Below are 20,338 nucleotides of genomic sequence, written 5' to 3' on the forward strand. Positions count from 1 at the left end.
ATGTGAGATGAATTATTCCGAAATTAAAGAATCACTTTCCGAAAAAAAAGTAGAGCTTGTTGCAGTATCCAAAACCCACGGTGTCGACAAAATTAAAAAATTATATGATAGCGGTCAAAGGATATTCGGGGAGAATAAAGTTCAGGAACTAATCGAAAAGAAAGACTTATTACCCCAAGATATTCAATGGCACATGATAGGCCATTTGCAATCCAATAAAGTAAAATACATAGCTCCTTTTATAAGCCTTATACATAGCCTGGATCGGTTAAAACTGGCTAAAGAGATCAATAAAGAAGCAAGGAAAAACGACCGGATTATTCCGTGTTTACTTCAGGTACGAATAGCCAAAGAAGATACAAAATTTGGGGTGCCTCCTTCCGACATACATTCTTTTATGCAAAAATATAAAGAACGTAATTATTCATTTATCAAAATTGCAGGTGTCATGGGAATGGCTACATTCACAAAAGACATTGCTCAAATAAAAGCTGAATTTGATCAATTAACTACCATTTTTGAAACTATAAAAAAGGAGCATTTCCCCGGCAATGAGGACTTTCGAATCAAAAGTATGGGAATGTCAGGAGACTATAAATTAGCTATTGAATGTGGAAGTAATATGGTCAGGATCGGTAGTTTGATATTTGGCTCCCGTAATTATTGAACGATAAATTTACAACTCCTATTTTCACCATTAGAAAACCTTATTACTGCAAAATATACACCACTGTGCCAATTTTCTATATCTATGGTAAAGGAATGGGTATTAAAAGCATTCTGATCGATTATTTTACCCATTGTATTATAAATAGTAATATTTCCTCGGCCAACCATGTTATTCCATTCAAATTGGATGCTACCATTATGGCTGGGGTTAGGAAATACAGTTATTTCTTCTCCTACATAATCAATATAATTAGAATTCGTAAGGACATCCGTATCAAAAAACTGTAGTCCACCAGCTATATTTCCAGTAACGATTTTGGTTTTTTCTCCTTCCGAATACAAAACTGAAAAGTTACTGTTTTTCCCCATAAACAAACCACCAAACAACTCAATTTCTTCAAAAGTAGAAAAGTAAAGATCTTCTAGATTTATTTTAAAGGAATGAAGGTCCCCGCTGTAGGATCCCACACTTAAAATATTATCCCCATTTTTCTGTACAATCCTGGGAATTGATCTTCCAAGTACAGATGCAGGGCTGGAAATTCGAATATTACCCAATCGCTCAGCATTGGGATAGTATGTAGGATCAGGTTCAAACAAAGCTACTTCACGGGTGCCCAAGTTTTTAAAAAAATTAATCTCCCCCTGATCCTCTCCTACCAACAAATCCAATAAACCGTCACCATCAATATCAAATAATTCAGGTGCCGCACCTGATCCAACAACAAATCCTTGCCAATCTCTTTCAAAAGACTCAAATTCAAATCGATGGGGTTCTCCAGATCCATTTTTCAGCATATGTATATCACCATTTGACATACCGATGACCAAATCCATGTCTCCATCATTATCGATATCACCCGAAGTCAGCACAGGTCGTATTCCGCTTTCAATTCTTTCTCCGAGTTTCAAAAAATTAGCGTCCTTCAAAGAATACAATATTTGACCATTCTCAGTATCCATACCTTCATTCTTTAAGAATGCCAGCCGGTTAACCGATTGAGACTGATCGTTAGCTAAATTGTAAGCAACCAGGATATCGGTTCGTTGATCACCATCAATATTCATAAAAAGTGGTGCGGAAAATCTACCCAAATCAAAAAATTGTTCAAATAACCAATTACTTGTTACCCATTTAAATGCTTTTTCCTCTTCATTTGTCCCTTTGTATAAAAATAGTCCATCGTTATCATAATCAACACTGCCATTATTAGCTACTACAACATCATTTATACTATCCAGATTAACATCTAATTTATAGGCCGCTGGAAAATCGTAAATATATGCTGGCTCTGAAAACTCTGGAAATACATTGTCCTGGTGAGTAATAAAGCCAGAATCAGCCGTATTGCCATTATACAATACGCGTAAGGTGGGATATCCTTTATCCCCGAGTAAAAGATCTGGAATACTATCCTGGTCTATATCTATCAGGCAATTTGAAGAACCCGCGTGTCTGGTAGTAAAAGGTAAAGGACAAAATGCAGGAGTCTGGGACAACTTAACACCATTGGTATTGCCATTTTCGACAAATTTTCCCCAGCATTTATCTGATAATTTATAATCTAGAGCCAGACCAGAGTCATCACTCATACACTCATATAAATATAAATATGAGCCACTCAATTCAAAGGTAAGTATGTCCAAATCTCCATCATTATCCAAATCTTCAATCACAGGGATATCAGATGCTGCATGATAAATATTAGTAGTGGATCCATCTTCCGACTTAAAAATTAAAGAGTCATCCAAGAATTGGGGCCCGGTCACCCTTGAAAAGCTCCAAATACCCGCCTCTATGTCCCCTTTCCAAACGGCAATTCCGTGCTCTCCCTGCGTGAAAATATCCCCTATACCGTCATTATTGTAATCTCTAATCAATGCCCATGAATTAACCCTCGGCCACCGAACTTCTATATTATATTCATACTGATAGGACTTATCTTCCGTATTCCATTTCAAAATACCAAACAATTCAGAAAATCGGTCAAATACTATGATTTCATCTCTCTGATCGTTATCAATATCAAAAGGAGAAAATTGTGGCGCGTACATCCCACCGGAAGAAGCATTTTCAATGATGACTGAATTAGCCAAAATATTGATAGAAGGAGGATTCAATATTATCTCTTGAGCTAATGAAACTTTTATGACTCCCGCAAAAAAAATTAAACTCAAAACCAATATCAACTGCCATCTATAAATTTTTCGTCCCAAATGATGCATAAAAAAGAGTTTGAAATTTTGAAATTACAAAATAGATTATAAATTTGCAGTGCCAAATGAAAAAGGAGATAAAATTCTTCTAATTCGGGTAAGTATCTTTTGTCCTGGAAACGTCCGGAACACAATATGTAAAATGTCCTCGAAGCTTCACTATTTTGAAACGTATAATTCAAAATCTGATGCGTACAAAAGGGAAATGTTTTTCAAGTCAATTGATGGATAAAAATTTCTAAAAGAGAACGGTATCATTTGACTAATAACTAAACGGAGGAGTGGCAGAGCCTGGTTTATTGCACCGGTCTTGAAAACCGACGTACTCGAGAGGGTACCGGGGGTTCGAATCCCTCCTCCTCCGCTTGTGATTAAAAAGGCTATCTTTTTCTAAGATGGCCTTTTTTTATGTGATTAAAAGTTCTAGCCAGTTTTCCAGGGAAAATCTGTTTCACATCAGATTTATTTATCTTATATTCATACATATATCCAAATTATTGATTCGGAAATGATACTAAAAACCATATTCCTTCTTCTACTTTATCTACCTATATTAGGTGCCCAGGATTCCGTTTCTCGCGAATTTAAGATTACCTCAAAATATTTCAATATCCCTGTTTCGATGGATGAAGATCGAAGCATTCTAAAAATACTTTCTAATGGAAATATATTGCGAGAATTTGCAATTAGAATAAGTAACGGAGTTCCGGATTATTGGGTTTTTGTTGATATGACGGAATTCCAAGACCAAACCATCTCACTGGACTACCCCAAAAAAGCCTCCGGAATTGATCAAATTTACCAGGCCAATACCATTGCCGGATCCGATTCACTCTACAAAGAAAAAAACAGACCACAATTTCATTTTACCTCAAAAAGAGGGTGGAATAACGATCCAAACGGTCTGGTATATTACGACAATGAATATCACCTTTTTTATCAGCACAATCCTTACGAAATTCATTGGGAAAATATGCATTGGGGACATGCAGTAAGTAATGACCTTCTCCATTGGAAAGAATTAGGCGAAGCTTTATATCCCGATGATATGGGAACTATATTCTCAGGAACAGTGGTCGTAGACAGCCAAAATACTTCCGGATTCCAAACCGGAAAAGAAAAACCAATGATCGCCGCTTATACCGCCCATAGCCGAGACAATGAAGTCCAATGTATAGCCTTTAGCAATGATAAAGGCAGAACCTGGTCCAAATATTATGGAAATCCCATCCTCGACACCAAAATTAAATGGAACTCTAAAAATCTTCGCGATCCAAAGCTTTTCTGGCACCGAGAAACTTCAAAATGGGTTATGGTATTATTTGAAAAAAACGGTCATTCATTTTATACATCCGATGACCTCAAATCCTGGAAATTCCAAAGTCATCTTGGAGGATTCTGGGAGTGTCCGGAGTTGTTTGAATTGTCGGTAGACGGTGATCCAAAACATACAAAATGGGTATTATACGGTGCTTCAGGAACCTATGCAATCGGCGATTTTAACGGAAAAGAGTTTTCTATTGAATCAGGCAAACATCAGTACTTTTCAGGCAAAATGTACGCAGCACAAACCTTTAATAATATTCCAAAGGCGGATGGTAGGAGAATTCAAATAGGTTGGGGCCAGATTTCCCATCCCGGGATGCCATTTAATCAAATGATGCTCTTCCCCACCGAGTTAACATTACGATCAGGTAGAAATGGAATACGGATGTACTCCGAACCAATCCGTGAAATATCTAAACTTCATAAAAAGAGTGCCCTCTGGTCAGAAATATCACTGGATAGACTCAACGATCATCTGGCCGCTATCACAAGTGACCTTTTGCATTTAAAAATGAAAATAGAAATAGTTGAAGGAATTCGGTTTTCCCTCAATTTCAGAGGTAATGAAATTCTCCATTACAGTATGAACCATAATACACTTAACGGAGAATTTTATGAAAGCGACCAAACGCAAGAAAGAACAATTTATCTGGAAATATTAATTGACAAAACATCTCTGGAAGTGTTTGCTGACCATGGCAAATTCAGTGTTATCCAGGAATTGGATGTTCCAACCACTAATGCAGCATTAAAATTAGACGATAGCGGTTCAAAAATAAAAATACATCATTTTGAGATACATGAACTTCAATCGATATGGAGATAGCTTCTATTAAGTAGACATCCTACGGATAAGTTCCACACCAATTACATTCGTTGTTTTTATATTTTTTACTTGAGCCGGTGCAATGTCTTTATTCCCATTAATTAAGTCGAGAAAAGCCTTGACGACAGAGTCTGCTATTTCAGGAATCTTTTGATCTATAGTAGTAATAGAAGGCGTGACAAACGATGTTCTTGGATCATTTGAATAACCAATTATTTTTAATTCAGAAGGAACCTTAATCCCTCTTTCTTTAGCATATTGAAGTATGGCGATAGCAGATATGTCATTGGTTGCAAAAATTCCATCAGGTCGTATTTTCTTTTCATCAAAAATCTTCCTGCATGTATCCCATGCGTTTTCATAGGTCAGTTCATGACAAAAGACCATATCTTCTTCTAATACAAAACCCCCTCCTTCGAGTGCAGCTTTGAATCCCTTGTATCTATCGTGATACAAATTGCAGGTAACCGGACCGTTAATAAATGCAAAACTTTTACAGCCGGTTTCAATTAAATGATTTCCCGCCAGGAAGCCTCCTCTAAAATCATCCCCTTTGATAACATGGGCATGCATTTTTTCCTTTGGGACACGATCGTAAAACACCACCGGTATTCCCCTGTCTATAAAGGCCTGAAAATGATTGTAATTACTAGTAAATAATGTCAATGATGCAAATAGTGCATCGACGCGGTAAGAATATAATGTATTCACCAACTCCTGCTCCAATTCAAACGATTCGTTGGATTGACAAATAATCACATTATACCCATACTCATGCATTTGATTTTGGATATCTGTCAATAATTCCGTTTGAAAAAATGAAGATAAACTGGGAATAATAAACCCTACTGTATAGGATTTCTTACTTCGCAATCCGGATGCGATCCGATTGCGTTGATATCCCATCTTACGGGCCATATTTCGTACTCTCTCCTTTGTAGCGTCACTTATATCATTGTGATTATTTAAGGCCCTTGAGACGGTAGCTGCTGAAATATTTAATTCTCTTGCGATATCTACAATTGTATAATCCTGACCATTCTTCTTAAACTTCATTTTTTGCATTCTAATTCCTTATCCAAAAACATTGAGATTATTTACCCCAGCCTAATATAAACCATTCAATCAAGTTCCCATACCAATCATGTTTATCAACATATAAGACTAATGTCCAGAAAAAACTTTCCGGCAATTTCCCCATACCATTAGCAACATATATTTGACACCCTTCTGAGAATAAGACATCCTGCTTAAACCAAATAATTTACTAATTTATAAAAAAGTAGTAGATAAAATTAAATGCGTAACAAATTTAGCAAGGTCACATAGCGATATACGTATTTCAAAAAACTAATTCAAAATTCATCAGTAAACTAAAAGTTCAAATATTCTTTCACATTATTGTAGCAAATATCTTCAACCATATTACCAATAAACTCGATTTCGGACTTCGGTAAAAGGCCTTTTTCAATATCATTTCCTAATAAATTGCACAATATCCGCCTAAAATATTCATGTCGGGGAAAGGATAAAAAGCTTCTACTATCCGTCAGCATTCCAACAAACAATGACAACAACCCCATATCAGACAACACATTCATTTGGTCCTCCATTCCGTTCTTCTGATCTAGAAACCACCAGCCAGAACCCCATTGCATTTTACCGCGAACAGAACCATCATTAAAGTTACCGGCCATGGTTGCGAAAGTAGCATTATCCCTTGGATTGACATTATAGACTATTGTTTTGGTCAATACCCCATCACTATCAAGTTTGTTAAATAATCGGGACATATTTTCTGCATGGTTCTGATCTCCCATTGAATCAAATCCGGTATCAGGACCTAACTTTTCCAACATTCTTCCAGAGTTATTTCGCAATGCCCCGACATGGAACTGCTGGACCCAACCCACCTTATAATACATTCTGCATAATTTCTCAAGAACAAAAGATTTGAATTGAGAAATTTCCAGTTCTGATAACAATTGTCCGTCTCTTCTTTTCTGAAAAATGTTTTCCGCTGTACTTTCACCGCATTCTAGAGAATAAACAGTATCCAATCCATAATCAGATGCTTTGCCACCAAGATTGTTAAAAAACACAACCCGTTTATCCAGAACCTCAATCAAATCAACCACTTTTTCAATATTGGTATCTTCCGTAGCACCTAGTTTATCGAGGTAGTCCAGAAAATCTTCCTTTTCTATATTCATAGATTTATCAGGTCGAAAAGTAGGAAACATTTTAAAATTTCCTCTCGGGGATTGGGCATACACAGTGTGTTGGTGCAAAGAATCTGCGGGATCATCTGTGCTACAAACCACTTCAACGTCCATCATTTCAAGCAACTTAACTGCAGAAAATTCAGTACTATTTATTTTCTGCGATGATTCATCAAAGATGGCTTTTCCGGTATTCCCATTCAATAAATCACCGATGCCGAAATACCTCTTGAGCTCCAAATGCGTCCAATGGTATAAAGGGTTTCTCATCGTATGTGGAACGGCTTGCGCCCAGGCAAGAAACTTATCTTCATCTGAGGCATTTCCGGTAATTAATGACTCATCAACACCCAATGCTCGCATTGCCCGCCATTTATAGTGATCTCCTTCCAACCATGCTTCCGTGATATTTTTAAAAACTCTTTCACTTAGAATATCATCAGGAGGCAAATGGTTATGATAGTCAATTATTGGCATTTTTTCCGCATGGTCAAAATATAACCGCCTTGCATAATCATTTCCTAAAATAAAATCATCACTTATAAAGTCTGACATAAATAAATTTATAAATCAAAAAAACAATATCTAAATGTAGCGCCGGCAATGCTCAAAGTCACACCAGGGTTTTGAAAAAAATTAAAACTCACGTACTTTAATACTTCTATATGCCACCCGATTACCATGGTCCTGCAAAAGGATATGCCCTTCATCTAATTCCCCAAAATTCGGCCATTTTTCATACTTGCTATAATCAACTAGAGCTCTGAATGTGGGTGTTTTTCTCTCATATTCAACCACTTTAAATCCGTTTAACCAGTGTTCTACATGATTTCCTTTTACTACAATTCTTCCCTGGTTCCAATTATCCACGCCCCTAAAAGGTTTTCCCCTACTGGGTACGGAAAGATTGGAGGCCGGAATTAAATCATATAATGATCCTACAGTCCTGTTACCATTAACTCCCTTTTTGGCGTCCGGGTGTTCTTTATCGTCCAATACCTGGAATTCTAATCCAATAGCTGAACCAGAACCCTTATTTAACTCGGCATCAACAAAATATTTCACGCCGGAATTGGCGCCTTCCGTAATTTTGAACTCAAATTTTAGTTCAAAATTACCAAACAAATCTTCCGTTACAATATCACCGCCGTTGGTTGATTCACCTCCATTTCCTTCTAAAACAACCAACTCACCGTCTTCTATTTCCCATCCTCTTGCCGGGAAAGATTCCAATTTAGCTCCTCTCCAACCGTCTGTTGATTTACCGTCCCAAAGCATTCTCCAACCTGTTCTTTTCTCGTGTTCACTCAAATGGTTAGCTATATAATTTAATTCTGGTGCATAGGTGGCTACAGGCCATCGGTTCTCTTCCAGGTTCTCTGTAGCAATTCGGATATTTTTCCACCTGATTTCATTTCCTGCCTGTTCTTCTCTACCTATTCCGTGAACCTGTAGTCCGATAAACCCTTCTGAAGTCATATCATCCAACAAATTAGTAGTTTGTACTCCATTCACCCAAATACGTATACTTGGACCGATAGCTTCAATTCGGTATTTATTCCATCCCCCTACATTAAAAGCTTTCCTTCCCTCTTCATTTCTGGCCAAAGGATAGAGCCATCCTCTCCTTCCTTCATCGTATACCCCACCGCTATAAGCTCTGGAACTGGGATCAATTTCACATTGGTATCCATGGACCCTGCCATCTCTATATTCATCGAAGCTATTCGATCGAAACTGGACACCACTATTGAGTGACGGATCTACTTTTACTTCAAATTCCAAAATAAAATCCGAGTATAATTTATCAGTTGTCATAAATGAATTAGGAGTATTCAACTTTGATATTCCTACAATTTCATCACCATCAATTTTGTACTCTGCTTCTCCATTCAATTGTGTCCAACCGTCAAAATTCTGTCCGTTAAATAACTCTTTCCAATTCAGGTCCTGGGCAAAAATTGATTGCACGCCCAGAAGTGCAAAAATAGCTAGTGTAATATTCTTCATAGTATAATAATTTTAAAATCCGAATAATCTTGGCAACCAAAGTGCCAAGTCAGGAATGTATGTAACAATAAATAGTATTATAATCATAGTAAATAGAAAGGGTAACAATGGTCGAATAACTTCCGTTACTTTTACTTTTGCCACTCCACTACCGACAAATAATAAAGTACCTACCGGCGGAGTACATATTCCAATGCACAAATTCATTACCATTATGATTCCAAAATGCACAGGGTGCATTCCCATTTCAGTGACTAGTGGTAAAAAGATTGGAGTAAAAATAAGTACAGCCGGTGTAATATCCATAAATGTTCCAACAATAAGTAAAGTGATATTTATAATCAACAAAATGAGTATAGGATTACTAATGTTGGTCAGAATCAAATCAGTTATATACTGAGGAAAACTTTCAAATGAAAACAACCACGACATGGCCATTGAAGTACCGATCAAAAATGTAACAATAGCATTGGTCTTGGCACTACTGAGAAATATGTGTTTAAAATCAGAAAATTTCACTTCTTTATAAGCCAATGCCAGCACTGCAGCATATATAACGGCAATTGCAGCAGCTTCTGTTGCAGTAAATACCCCTACAACAATTCCTCCCACCACAACTACTAACATTAACAGACTGAAGAAAGCTCCCTTAAAATCCTTCCAAAGTTGAGAAAATGGAACTCGCTCTCCTCTGGGCAATTTCATTTTACGTGCAAAAAAGAAAGAAGCTAACATCAATCCCAATCCGGTCAAAATTCCCGGGACATACCCCGCCAGGAATAGAGCAGCGACCGAGGCAGATCCACCACTCGCTAGTGCGAAAACAATCAGTACATTACTCGGAGGAATGACCAAACCGGTGGAAGATGAAGTAATATTAATCGCCGCCGTATAAGGCTTCGGGTATCCTTCCTTGACCATTCTATCTGTCATGGTACTACCAATTGCTGAGGCCGCAGCCACAGCTGATCCGGATATGGCCCCAAACAACATAGCAGCCAAAATATTCACAAATGATAATCCTCCCGGCAGTGAACCAACCAGAGATTTAGCAAAATTAATCAGCCGCCTGGCAATTCCGCCCTGATTCATTATTTCACCAGCCAAAACAAAAAACGGAATAGCCAATAAAGCAAATGAATCCAGTCCAGTCATCATTCTCTGGCTAACCGTCGTCATTGCCGGTAAAAAAGGAATACTCAAAACCAGTGTTATGGTAGTGGAAATACCAATACTGTATGCAACGGGAACCTTAAGAAATAGCAGTAGGAAAAACGAAACAAACAGAATCAGTATACTGATCAATTCAGGATTCATGCGTTGGGTTTTTAGAATTTGAAATCTTTTTCAAATGATCTATAGTATAGATGATAATCAAAATGCCACTAATGGGTAATATCGAATAAATAATACCTAAAGGGATTTGCAATGCAGGAGATTTTTGATCGAGGTAAAAGGTCATATACATTAAATACGCACCCCCAATAACAAGAACGGCAAGAGAGAATAGCAATATCAAAATCTCGATAAAATAATCCAATTTCTTCTGTTGCTTATGGGAGAATTTATTAAAAAAATAATCAATAGAGATGTGTTCTCGCTGCCCTGTCATATAAGCTGCTCCCAAAATAGCAAGCCACATCAGGCAAAAACGAGCCAGTTCCTCCGTAAATGAAGCTGAAAAATTAAAGATATATCTACTCAATACCTGCCATGTAACACTAAATGTCATTATAATAAATATACCTATCAAAATTCTTTCGACGGTTTTGTTCATTACTGTTATCATGAGCCAACATTTTCTATCCTGGTTAACAAATCACCCAATACAGGATCCTTCATTAGTCTTTCTTTTATAGGCCGTGTTTTTTCCCGAAAAGATTCAGTATCAGGTTGAATTATCTCTACGCCCTGTTCTCGCAAATACTTCATATCACTTTCTACGGCCTCCTCCCAATACTGTTTTTCAGCCACCAGAGACTTCTCAGCCGCATCCATTAACCAACTTTGTTCTTCTGCGGAAAGACTTTCCCATACCCTCGTACCAATGACCAAAACATCCGGAAGAAACGTATGGCGGTCCAGGGAATAATATTTACAAACTTCATAATGGTTGGAAGACACCACTGAAGGAGGATTGTTTTCCGCACCGTCGACAACACCTTGTTGAAGGGCAGTATACAATTCCCCGAAAGACATAGGAGTAGCAGACCCACCCAACATATTGACCATTTCAATGGCCATCTGGTCGTTCATTACTCTCAATTTGAGCCCCTCCACATCATCAGCGGTACGTATCGGCTTGTCTTTAGTATAAAAACTTCGGCTTCCCGCATCGTAAAAACATAAACCTTTTAATAGGTAATCTTGTCCGCTTTCGAGTATTTCTTTTCCAATTTCTCCTTCCAAAACTTCCCAACCATGATCTGCATCCCGAAATAGATAAGGTACTCCAAGAACCTTGTATTTGGGAGAAAAATTAGCCATAGTCCCTGCACTAACTTTGGTCATAGCCACACTACCAATCTGCAGAAGTTCCAGTACCTCACGTTCTGATCCCAACTGGCTTGAAGGGTAAATCTTAAGTTCCATTTTGCCACCAGAATTTTCAACCACTTTCTCATTTAAAAATTCAATGGCCTTGTGCACAGGGTGACTCACGGGAAGGGAATGCGCCATTATTATGGTTTTCGTTTCTTGAGTACCTGAACAGGAGAAGAAAAGAAAACTTAAAATTGTGGCGACAATAGAAATGTATCGGCTCATTATTTTTAGGTGTTATTCAATTCAACAATTGTCCTTTCTATTCCCATCAATGCTCTAAGCCCTTTCATTCTACCGATACAGGTATATCCCGGATTGGTCTGTTTCTTCAAGTCATCCATCATTGCATGGCCGTGATCAGGTCTCATGGGTACCTGCCTGTCCTGGCCGTAAAATGCTCTTATTATTGATACAAAATCTGCGTTCCCTTCCAGATGGTCAGCTTCATAAAAATGGCGATCGTCCACCACTTCCACACTTCGAAGATGAAGAAAATGAATTCGGTCTTTAAACTCTTTTACCATCTCTACCAAATCGTTCTCAGGATTCGCTCCAAATGACCCCGTACAAAAACAAATCCCATTATTATTTGAAGGGACGTTGTCCATCAAAAATCTAAGGTCGTCCCGGTTACTCACAAATCTGGGAATACCAAAAATCTCGAAAGGGGGATCGTCAGGATGTATGGCAAGGTTTATACCCCATTCTTCAGCTACAGGAGTTACTTCTGTTAAAAAAGCAACCATGTTATTTTTGAGATCTTGTTTGGTTATTCCATCATATAGCGAGAGTTTTTTCTTAAACTCATCCAATTCATACCCTTCCTCAGAACCCGGCAATCCTGCAAGGATATTCCGTTGCAAAATCCTCTTCGCTTCATCATTCATTTTTTGGTACAAATCTCCGGCCTTACTAATTATTTCCTGAGAGTAATCTGCAGCCGCTCCTTCCCGTTCTAGGATAAAAAGATCAAATGCAGCTAAATCGACAATATCAAAATAGAGAGCTAAGGTTTCATCCGGTAATTTATGATACAAGCGTGTCCGCGTCCAATCGAGAATCGGCATGAAATTATAGGTTACGGTCTTGATTCCAGCTTTACCAAGGTTTCTCAAGGACTCCTTATAATTTTCTATAATTTTCTCACTTCCCGCTGCATTCAATTTCACATCCTCGTGTACGGGCAGACTCTCTACAACACTCCAGGTTAAATTTGCATCAGATACTTCTTTTTGTCTTTTTAGGATTTCTTCTAGCGGCCAAACTTCTCCATTGGGAATATGGTGTAAAGCTGTAACAATTCCTGTCGCCCCAGCCTGTCTAATATCTAAAAGGCTTACGGCATCCGATGGCCCATACCACCGCATGGTATGCTCAAAAATATTTTTCTTCATTGTTTCGTAATATATATTCTAATTAATTTAAACTCCGCTAAAACTACTAAAACCACCGTCTACAGGAACGATCACTCCGGTAACAAACCTGGAGGCATCACTACTCAGGTAGTGGACAACCCCATTTAATTCCTCAGGTTTTCCAAATCGACCATACGGTGTACTAGCTATAATCGTTTCCCCTCTGGAAGTTAAAGAACCATCCTCATTAGTCAATAATCTTTCGTTCTGCTCAGTTAAAAAGAAGCCAGGCGCAATAGCATTTACACGAATTTTTTCTCCATATTTCTTTGCAAATTCTACCGCCAACCACTTGGTAAATATATCTACACTACCCTTTGCCATAGAGTAGCCCAGCACCCGGGTAATGGCTCTGTCTGCTGCCATAGAAGAATAATTTATGATACTACTATTGCTCCCTTCAGGGAACAAATCAGCTAGCACATAAGTGGGTAATAAAGTTCCCATCAAATTGAGATCAAATACCTCTCGTAAATCTGAAATACTCGCATCAAAAAAAGAACTATCCGGTTGAATCACTGCACCGGGTTTATTCCCTCCCGCTGCATTTATGAGCACATCTATTCCTCCCCATTTTTCTTTCAGCTCCTTCTTTACACTTAATAAAAAGTCTTCATCCAATACATCTCCTGAGAACCCCAACACATCTCCCTTTTCACTCCAATGCATCAAGAGCTTTTTTAGCTTTTCCGGGGTGCGATTAATTACGCAAACCTTTGCGCCATTTTCCAATAAATAATTGACCGCCTCCTTTCCCAAAACCCCGGAGCCTCCGGTTATTACAATACGCTTACTTTCAATACTAAATATTGACATCAAAATTCTTTTAGAATTATTATTTCAAATTAGATTCAAAAAATGAAAATTAAAAATGCTAAAACTACATCAAAAAAGATGATTTATCAAAATAAAACTCTTCAATTTTTTCATTTTCGCATGCAGTCTTTTTTAGGAAAGGAAGGTTATCTCATTTTTTTTCCTACTTCAGAATTTTAAAAAATATTTACTCCCCTTTCAAAATTTGACAACGAATAATCGTTACCCTTGCATTTCATTTATTCCCTCCCAAATATAAAAGTATATTTCACACAAAAAGGGAAAAAAGACTGAAAAAACACGCAATCGTTTACGATCAAATAGCATACTTACTTATTTTTATTTTGAAAAGAAGGAAACAAAAAAATTCTTTAAAGAATATAGACTTCAATATCTTTGCGTTTCACTATTACAATAGTTACAATGAAATTTACAGCAGAAATCCAGATAATGCCTCATGAAGAACTTCTTGACCCTCAAGGCAAAACAGTAACGAAAAATCTTCCCAATATTGGAATCAACAGTATAGAAAATGTGCGAATTGGGAAACATATCGAACTTACCGTTGAGGCAGACGACGAAGAATCTGCTAAAGCAATAGTAGACACTGCATGTAAAAAACTATTGGCCAACACTATAATGGAAAAATACGAATTCAAATTATTGGAAATAGCCTAATGCTATACTTGGTTCCGACACCCATAGGCAACCTGTCAGATATCACGTACCGTGCTGTAGAAGTATTGAAAAGTGTCGACTATATACTAGCCGAGGATACACGACAAAGCGGCAAACTCATGAAAGAGTACGGGATTGTGACACCTTCGTTTTCCTTTCACATACACAATGAACACCATAAGCTTCCTTCTATTATAGAGGATCTGAAATCGGGAAAACAAATTGCTTTGGTATCGGACGCAGGTTCTCCTGGAATTTCTGACCCCGGATACCTCCTGGTGAGGGAATGTGTTCGCGAAGACATTGATGTGTCTGGACTCCCGGGGCCTACAGCACTGATCACAGCTCTTATCACTTCGGGAATTCCATGTGACAGATTTACTTTTGAAGGTTTTCTACCTCATAAAAAAGGCAGACAATCCAAATGGAAAGAAATTTCGGAAAGACAAGAAACTACGGTTCTTTACGAATCACCCCACAGGATAAAAAAATGTATAAAAGAAGCATATACCGCTTGTGGCCCTGGCAGACAAATATGCATTGCGCGAGAAATAACCAAAATCCATGAAGAATACATTCGGGGAACGGTAGAAACAGTAATAAAAGAAATAGAAAATCGAAAAAATATAAAAGGAGAAATAGTTATTATATTAGCAGGGGCATAAAACGCGGAAAGGGAGAATGCGGATTACAAAAAATCCCTTACTTATTTTGCAAAGAGGACCAGTTCTAAAATCTCAAGACCTTCCCTCCAGACTTTTAACAATATTTTCCAATATTATATCTATTCTAAATAAACTTAAGACAAAACCTTTTGTTATTCTCACTAAAAGAAGTTAATTTTGCAGCAATTTTGTACACATATAGGACTTAATAAGTTTATAATGTGTTGATTTTTACCGGAAATATATTTTCCTACCGGTAAGAAAGAGGAAGAGAGCAATTTGAAGAGAACGAAAAAATAATTGAATGAAAAGCGAAAATGAAATAATTGACGATTTTACAGCCAGGGAATATGAATTTGGTTTCGTTACAGATATAGAAATGGATGTTCTTCCTCCTGGATTGAATGAAGAGGTCATTCATTTTTTATCCGCTAAAAAAGAGGAACCGCAGTGGTTGTTAGATTGGAGATTAAAATCTTACGAGGCTTTCAAAAGGCAAAAAATGCCAAAATGGCAAAATTTTGAGGCTCCAGACGTTGATTTTCAAGACATTTCTTATTATGCAGCACCAAAGGATAAACCCAAATACGAAAGTCTGGATGAGGTTGATCCGGAATTGTTGGAAACTTTCGAAAAGTTAGGAATTCCACTCAATGAACAAAAAGCACTGGCGGGCGTCGCTGTTGATGCTGTTTTTGATAGCGTTTCTATAGGTACAACGTATAAAGACGAATTGCGCAAACTGGGTATTATTTTTTGCTCTATGAGCGAGGCTGTTAAAGAACACCCTGAATTAGTAAAAAAATATTTAGGTACTGTAGTTCCCCCCAATGACAATATATATGCCTCTCTCAATTCAGCAGTTTTTTCAGATGGCTCCTTTGTATACATTCCGGAAGGAGTAAGATGCCCAATGGAACTATCCACTTATTTTAGAATCAATTCACAGAATACCGGTCAGTTCGAAAGAACACTAATTGTAGCTGAAAAAGGTAGCTATGTAAGCTATCTGGAAGGATGTACTGCACCGCGCAGAGACGAAAATCAATTACATGCAGCCGTTGTTGAACTGATAGCAATGGAAGACGCTGAAATAAAATATTCTACGGTTCAAAACTGGTTTCCCGGGGATAATGAAGGGAAAGGAGGGATATACAATTTCGTAACCAAACGAGGTATCTGTAAAGGGAATAATTCAAAGATATCATGGACACAGGTGGAAACAGGATCATCAATTACCTGGAAGTACCCGAGTGTAATTCTAAAAGGTGATAATTCATCTGGTGAATTTTATTCCGTTGCCGTCACTAAAAACCACCAAATAGCTGATACCGGAACAAAGATGAATCATATTGGTAAAAATACAAAGAGTCGAATTATCTCAAAAGGGATTTCAGCCGGCAAGAGTCAAAATAGCTACAGGGGTCTTGTCCAAATTGGAAATCGGGCTCAAAATGCCAGAAATTTCACCCAATGCGATTCACTCCTTATCGGAAATAAATGTGGGGCGCATACCTTCCCTTATATTGAATCCAAAAATAAATCCGCCATGTTGGAGCATGAAGCAACAACTTCAAAAATAGGGGAAGATCAAATTTTCTATCTGAATCAAAGAGGTATAGACCCCGAACAAGCAGTTGCTCTAATTGTAAACGGGTATGCGAAAGAAGTGTTAAACCAATTACCAATGGAATTCGCAGTAGAGGCGCGCAAATTATTGTCGCTTACACTGGAAGGAAGTGTTGGCTAAATTTTTAATTCATTCAAAAGGAAAAGATTAATGCTAAAAATTAAGAATCTTCACGCAAGTGTAGAAGGAAATGAAATACTCAAAGGAATTGACCTGGATATCAAACCTGGCGAAATTCACGCTATAATGGGACCAAACGGATCAGGCAAAAGTTCCCTGGCATCCGTTTTAGCAGGAAAAGAAGAATATGAAGTGACTGAAGGATCAATAGAATTTGAAGGCAAAGACCTTTTGGATATGGATCCTGAAATCAGGGCAAGGGAAGGTATATTTCTCGCATTTCAATACCCGGTTGAAATTCCAGGAGTATCCAATATTGGTTTCCTAAAAACAGCCATTAATGATATACGGGAACATCGACAACTTCCTCCGCTAACTGCCAAAGAATTTCTGCAAAGGACTAAAGAACGCCAAAAGCTAGTTGATTTCAATTCCAAATTAGTGAACCGATCTTTAAACGAAGGTTTTTCAGGTGGAGAGAAAAAAAGAAATGAAATCTTTCAACTGGCCATGTTGGAACCTAAATTGGCTATTTTAGATGAAACTGATTCCGGACTGGATATAGATGCTTTACGAATTGTAGCGGATGGTGTCAATAAAATACAATCCGAGAACAATGCATTTTTGATAATTACGCATTATCAAAGGCTTTTAGAATATATTGTTCCCGATATAGTACACGTCCTGGCAGGCGGAAAAATTGTAAAGTCAGGAACCAAAGAACTGGCACTTGAACTTGAAGAAAAGGGATACGACTGGTTGAAGGAAGATGCTTTAAATAAAACGGTTTAATTTTATTATATGTTAGCTCAGGTAGATACAGATTTTCAAGAGCAAATTACCAATACATTCGAAGATTTATCAAATGGTGTGTTTAGTAGTGAGCCAGAATCATTGCAAAATTGGAGGAAAGAAGCTTTTTCCGCCTTCATGGATTTGGGATTTCCCACTATCAAAAATGAAGACTGGAAATATACCAATGTTAAACCCTATTTGAAATCTAATTTTACGATCATCCCCAATTTGCAGGAAATACAAAACGGAATCCCTGCAAAAACAGAAAATTTCTTTGGAAAAGAACTTTCTGCATATACTGTTTATGTCGTTAATGGAAAAATAAATTTTGAGAAATCAAATGTGCCGGACACAAATAGTGTTAGGATACAGGAAATTAGCGAAAGCTATGCAACCGACGGCTTTCTTTCAAGATTGAAATGTAAAAGGGATTATTCAATCAATCCATTCCTGGCTCTCAATAATGCCCTTTTTACACAAGGAATTTATATCGAAGTCGAGAAAAATTTCCAGTTGGATAAACCAATCCATTTGGTACATTTATCTGATTTGGATCAGGAATACTTTCAATTGGCCAAAAATGTTGTCATTGCCAGGCAAGGCAGTCATTTTGAACTGATAGAAAGCGTCGAAAATACCGGACATAATAATTTCTTCAGAAATGCTTCAACCGAGATATTAGTAGAACCTAATGCTACCTTTAATCACTACAAACTTCAAAAAGGTAGTGAAAATATACGAATGGTAGAACATACTGAAGTTGAACAGCAAGCGGATAGTCAATACAATAATTATACCTTTACTTTCCCGGGATATCAATTTGTCAGAAACAATCTTAATCTCGCCTTAACAGGTTCAAATATTGAATCCCATATGTACGGCTTATATCTCACGGGGGGGAAACAATTAGTTGACAACCATACTTTGGTCGATCATCAGCAACCCCATTGCGAGAGTAACCAATTGTATAAAGGAATTATGATGGATAAGTCCAGAGCAGTATTCAATGGGAAGGTATATGTTCATCCTATTGCTCAGATTACCAACGCATTTCAACAAAATAACAATATCTTATTTAGCGACAACGCTTCGGTATATTCCAAGCCACAATTGGAAATATTTGCAGATGATGTAAAGTGTAGCCATGGGTCTACGATTGGACAGTTAGATCCTGAAGCGTTATTTTATTTGAGGGCCAGAGGTATTAGCGAATCTGAAGGAAGAAGTCTTCTCGTCAATGCATTTGCTTTTGATGTTGCGGAAAAGATTGAGAATCCCGAGATAAGAGAACTGCTGGAAAACGAAATATCCAAAACCATGACAGGGGTTGAATATTGATACCCTCAAAATTAAAATTACATTATATTTGTCGTTGACCAAAGATTGTTATCAATTCTAATAAAGTAAGATTCTATTTATTGGCATGAGTAAAATTTCAAAGATTGCATTGGATATATAGAAAATTGATTTAAAAAAGATTATTTCCTGTAAGCGATAAATACTTAACTCATTTTATTCATGACAATCCCTAAGGCTCTCTGAAATAATGGAGATATTACTTTTTCAATACTTGATTGTTAATGTACAATATCTGTATACAGTAGGTAAATGAAAAATATTTTACACCCAATTTGGGGATGTCACGATGAAGATAAATCAGCTTTTATATGAGAACTATCTCATAATTAATACACTACAATTTTGAGGTAATCTATACCCGGTGTTCTCAAGCCCCGATCAGGAGGTGATCCCGCAGTTGCCTGTTGCTTAATAAAGACAGTAAGGTCTGTATGAAAAATATTGTTCTTTATCCGGATTAAAATTTAAATTAAATAAAGAACAATATATAGAGGTCGGTTGAGATATTTTGCATTACTAAAAGATTGATTTTTTTTAAGGACCATGGAATTCTTGCCATACGGTATAGTTAACCTACTGGATGAAGGAGAAAACTTTTCGACGTTTATTTTGCTTCTTCTCTCCTGATTAATACCTCAGGATGGCAGGATATCGCTAAATATCCTGGTCGGGGAAAGAATTAAATTTACTTCCACTTTCGAAAATGAAACAAATCATTGTGGTCCGCAAATCAAAATATAAACCTTTGGATAAGCAATAAAATTAATCGAATGGAATACTTCTATTAGAGTGAAACACTATAAATTTTTCTACTATTGTCGGTGTGAGTTATCTGGTATTTATCCGGCATTACGTATTTTTTAAACCTATTTGCATTCTTCAAAACATTGCTACGAACAAGAATATCAACTTACAAATCAAATTATAGTCTAATTAAATCACAATTTTGTAGCAAAAACAGAATGGATTTTAGAAAAATTTCTTATTTCAAAGATAAGTTTCGATGAACCATTTCCGCTAAATTTAATTCTAGATTAAAGAGTTCA

General features: G+C 37.2%; 16 protein-coding genes and 1 tRNA gene. 8 read left to right on the forward strand and 9 right to left on the reverse strand.

Annotation, left to right across the window (positions count from 1 at the left end; all coding sequences use genetic code 11):
* Positions 1 to 7: 7 nt before the first annotated feature.
* Complete coding sequence (locus LVD47_RS10085; protein WP_236975691.1) at positions 8 to 667, forward strand: YggS family pyridoxal phosphate-dependent enzyme; 660 nt, start codon at positions 8 to 10, stop codon at positions 665 to 667.
* Here LVD47_RS10085 and LVD47_RS10090 read toward each other — a convergent pair.
* Positions 661 to 2,895 carry a T9SS type A sorting domain-containing protein gene (locus LVD47_RS10090; protein ID WP_236975693.1) on the reverse strand — a complete coding sequence of 745 codons (2,235 nt, stop codon included), beginning with the start codon at positions 2,893 to 2,895 and terminating at the stop codon, positions 661 to 663. The genes LVD47_RS10085 and LVD47_RS10090 overlap by 7 nt on opposite strands.
* 266 nt (positions 2,896 to 3,161) lie before the next feature.
* Here LVD47_RS10090 and LVD47_RS10095 point away from each other — a divergent pair.
* Both LVD47_RS10095 and LVD47_RS10100 read left to right on the forward strand, forming a co-directional pair.
* A tRNA-Ser gene (locus LVD47_RS10095) sits at positions 3,162 to 3,250 on the forward strand.
* A gap of 144 nt (positions 3,251 to 3,394) precedes the next feature.
* Positions 3,395 to 5,038: a glycoside hydrolase family 32 protein gene (locus LVD47_RS10100; protein ID WP_236975694.1), complete on the forward strand. Its 1,644-nt coding sequence runs from the start codon at positions 3,395 to 3,397 to the stop codon at positions 5,036 to 5,038.
* A 6-nt stretch (positions 5,039 to 5,044) separates the two neighbouring features.
* Here LVD47_RS10100 and LVD47_RS10105 read toward each other — a convergent pair whose 3' ends face one another.
* The 8 genes from LVD47_RS10105 to LVD47_RS10140 all read right to left on the reverse strand — a co-directional run bounded on the left by LVD47_RS10105 (position 5,045) and on the right by LVD47_RS10140 (position 14,045).
* A complete protein-coding gene (locus tag LVD47_RS10105; protein WP_236975695.1) occupies positions 5,045 to 6,094 on the reverse strand; it encodes a LacI family DNA-binding transcriptional regulator in 1,050 nt (349 codons plus the stop codon).
* A 317-nt stretch (positions 6,095 to 6,411) separates the two neighbouring features.
* The gene (gene uxaC / locus LVD47_RS10110; protein ID WP_236975696.1) at positions 6,412 to 7,815 is read right to left on the reverse strand and encodes a glucuronate isomerase; all 1,404 of its coding nucleotides are present in this window, start codon (positions 7,813 to 7,815) and stop codon (positions 6,412 to 6,414) included.
* A gap of 81 nt (positions 7,816 to 7,896) precedes the next feature.
* The gene (locus tag LVD47_RS10115) at positions 7,897 to 9,270 is read right to left on the reverse strand and encodes a 3-keto-disaccharide hydrolase (RefSeq protein WP_236975697.1); all 1,374 of its coding nucleotides are present in this window, start codon (positions 9,268 to 9,270) and stop codon (positions 7,897 to 7,899) included.
* Positions 9,271 to 9,282: 12 nt separating this feature from the next.
* A complete protein-coding gene (locus LVD47_RS10120; protein WP_236975698.1) occupies positions 9,283 to 10,587 on the reverse strand; it encodes a TRAP transporter large permease in 1,305 nt (434 codons plus the stop codon).
* The gene (locus tag LVD47_RS10125; protein WP_236975699.1) at positions 10,577 to 11,059 is read right to left on the reverse strand and encodes a TRAP transporter small permease; all 483 of its coding nucleotides are present in this window, start codon (positions 11,057 to 11,059) and stop codon (positions 10,577 to 10,579) included. Before LVD47_RS10125 ends, LVD47_RS10120 begins: the two co-directional genes overlap by 11 nt.
* Positions 11,056 to 11,949: a TRAP transporter substrate-binding protein gene (locus LVD47_RS10130; protein WP_236975700.1), complete on the reverse strand. Its 894-nt coding sequence runs from the start codon at positions 11,947 to 11,949 to the stop codon at positions 11,056 to 11,058. Before LVD47_RS10130 ends, LVD47_RS10125 begins: the two co-directional genes overlap by 4 nt.
* A gap of 92 nt (positions 11,950 to 12,041) precedes the next feature.
* A complete protein-coding gene (gene uxuA, locus LVD47_RS10135; protein ID WP_236975702.1) occupies positions 12,042 to 13,208 on the reverse strand; it encodes a mannonate dehydratase in 1,167 nt (388 codons plus the stop codon).
* Positions 13,209 to 13,235: 27 nt separating this feature from the next.
* Positions 13,236 to 14,045: an SDR family oxidoreductase gene (locus LVD47_RS10140; RefSeq protein WP_236975704.1), complete on the reverse strand. Its 810-nt coding sequence runs from the start codon at positions 14,043 to 14,045 to the stop codon at positions 13,236 to 13,238.
* A 423-nt stretch (positions 14,046 to 14,468) separates the two neighbouring features.
* Between LVD47_RS10140 and purS the strand changes: the two genes are divergently transcribed.
* The 5 genes from purS (at position 14,469) to sufD (ending at position 19,271) form a co-directional block, all read left to right on the forward strand.
* Positions 14,469 to 14,723 carry a phosphoribosylformylglycinamidine synthase subunit PurS gene (purS, locus tag LVD47_RS10145; RefSeq protein ID WP_236975706.1) on the forward strand — a complete coding sequence of 85 codons (255 nt, stop codon included), beginning with the start codon at positions 14,469 to 14,471 and terminating at the stop codon, positions 14,721 to 14,723.
* On the forward strand, positions 14,723 to 15,388 hold the full coding sequence (gene rsmI, locus LVD47_RS10150) for a 16S rRNA (cytidine(1402)-2'-O)-methyltransferase (RefSeq protein ID WP_236975708.1): 666 nt from the start codon (positions 14,723 to 14,725) through the stop codon (positions 15,386 to 15,388). Before purS ends, rsmI begins: the two co-directional genes overlap by 1 nt.
* Before the next feature lie 304 nt (positions 15,389 to 15,692).
* Positions 15,693 to 17,138 (forward strand): Fe-S cluster assembly protein SufB, encoded by a 1,446-nt coding sequence (sufB, locus tag LVD47_RS10155; protein WP_236975710.1) that lies wholly within the window; start codon positions 15,693 to 15,695, stop codon positions 17,136 to 17,138.
* 30 nt (positions 17,139 to 17,168) lie between these two features.
* Positions 17,169 to 17,930 (forward strand): Fe-S cluster assembly ATPase SufC, encoded by a 762-nt coding sequence (gene sufC / locus LVD47_RS10160; RefSeq protein WP_236975712.1) that lies wholly within the window; start codon positions 17,169 to 17,171, stop codon positions 17,928 to 17,930.
* Between the two features lie 9 nt (positions 17,931 to 17,939).
* Positions 17,940 to 19,271, forward strand: coding sequence for a Fe-S cluster assembly protein SufD (sufD, locus tag LVD47_RS10165; protein ID WP_236975713.1), 1,332 nt, complete (start codon positions 17,940 to 17,942; stop codon positions 19,269 to 19,271).
* The last annotated feature ends 1,067 nt before the right edge of the window (positions 19,272 to 20,338 follow it).

The organism is Membranihabitans maritimus, from assembly GCF_021729145.1.
GTDB classification, from domain to species: Bacteria; Bacteroidota; Bacteroidia; order Chitinophagales; family Saprospiraceae; genus Membranihabitans; species Membranihabitans maritimus.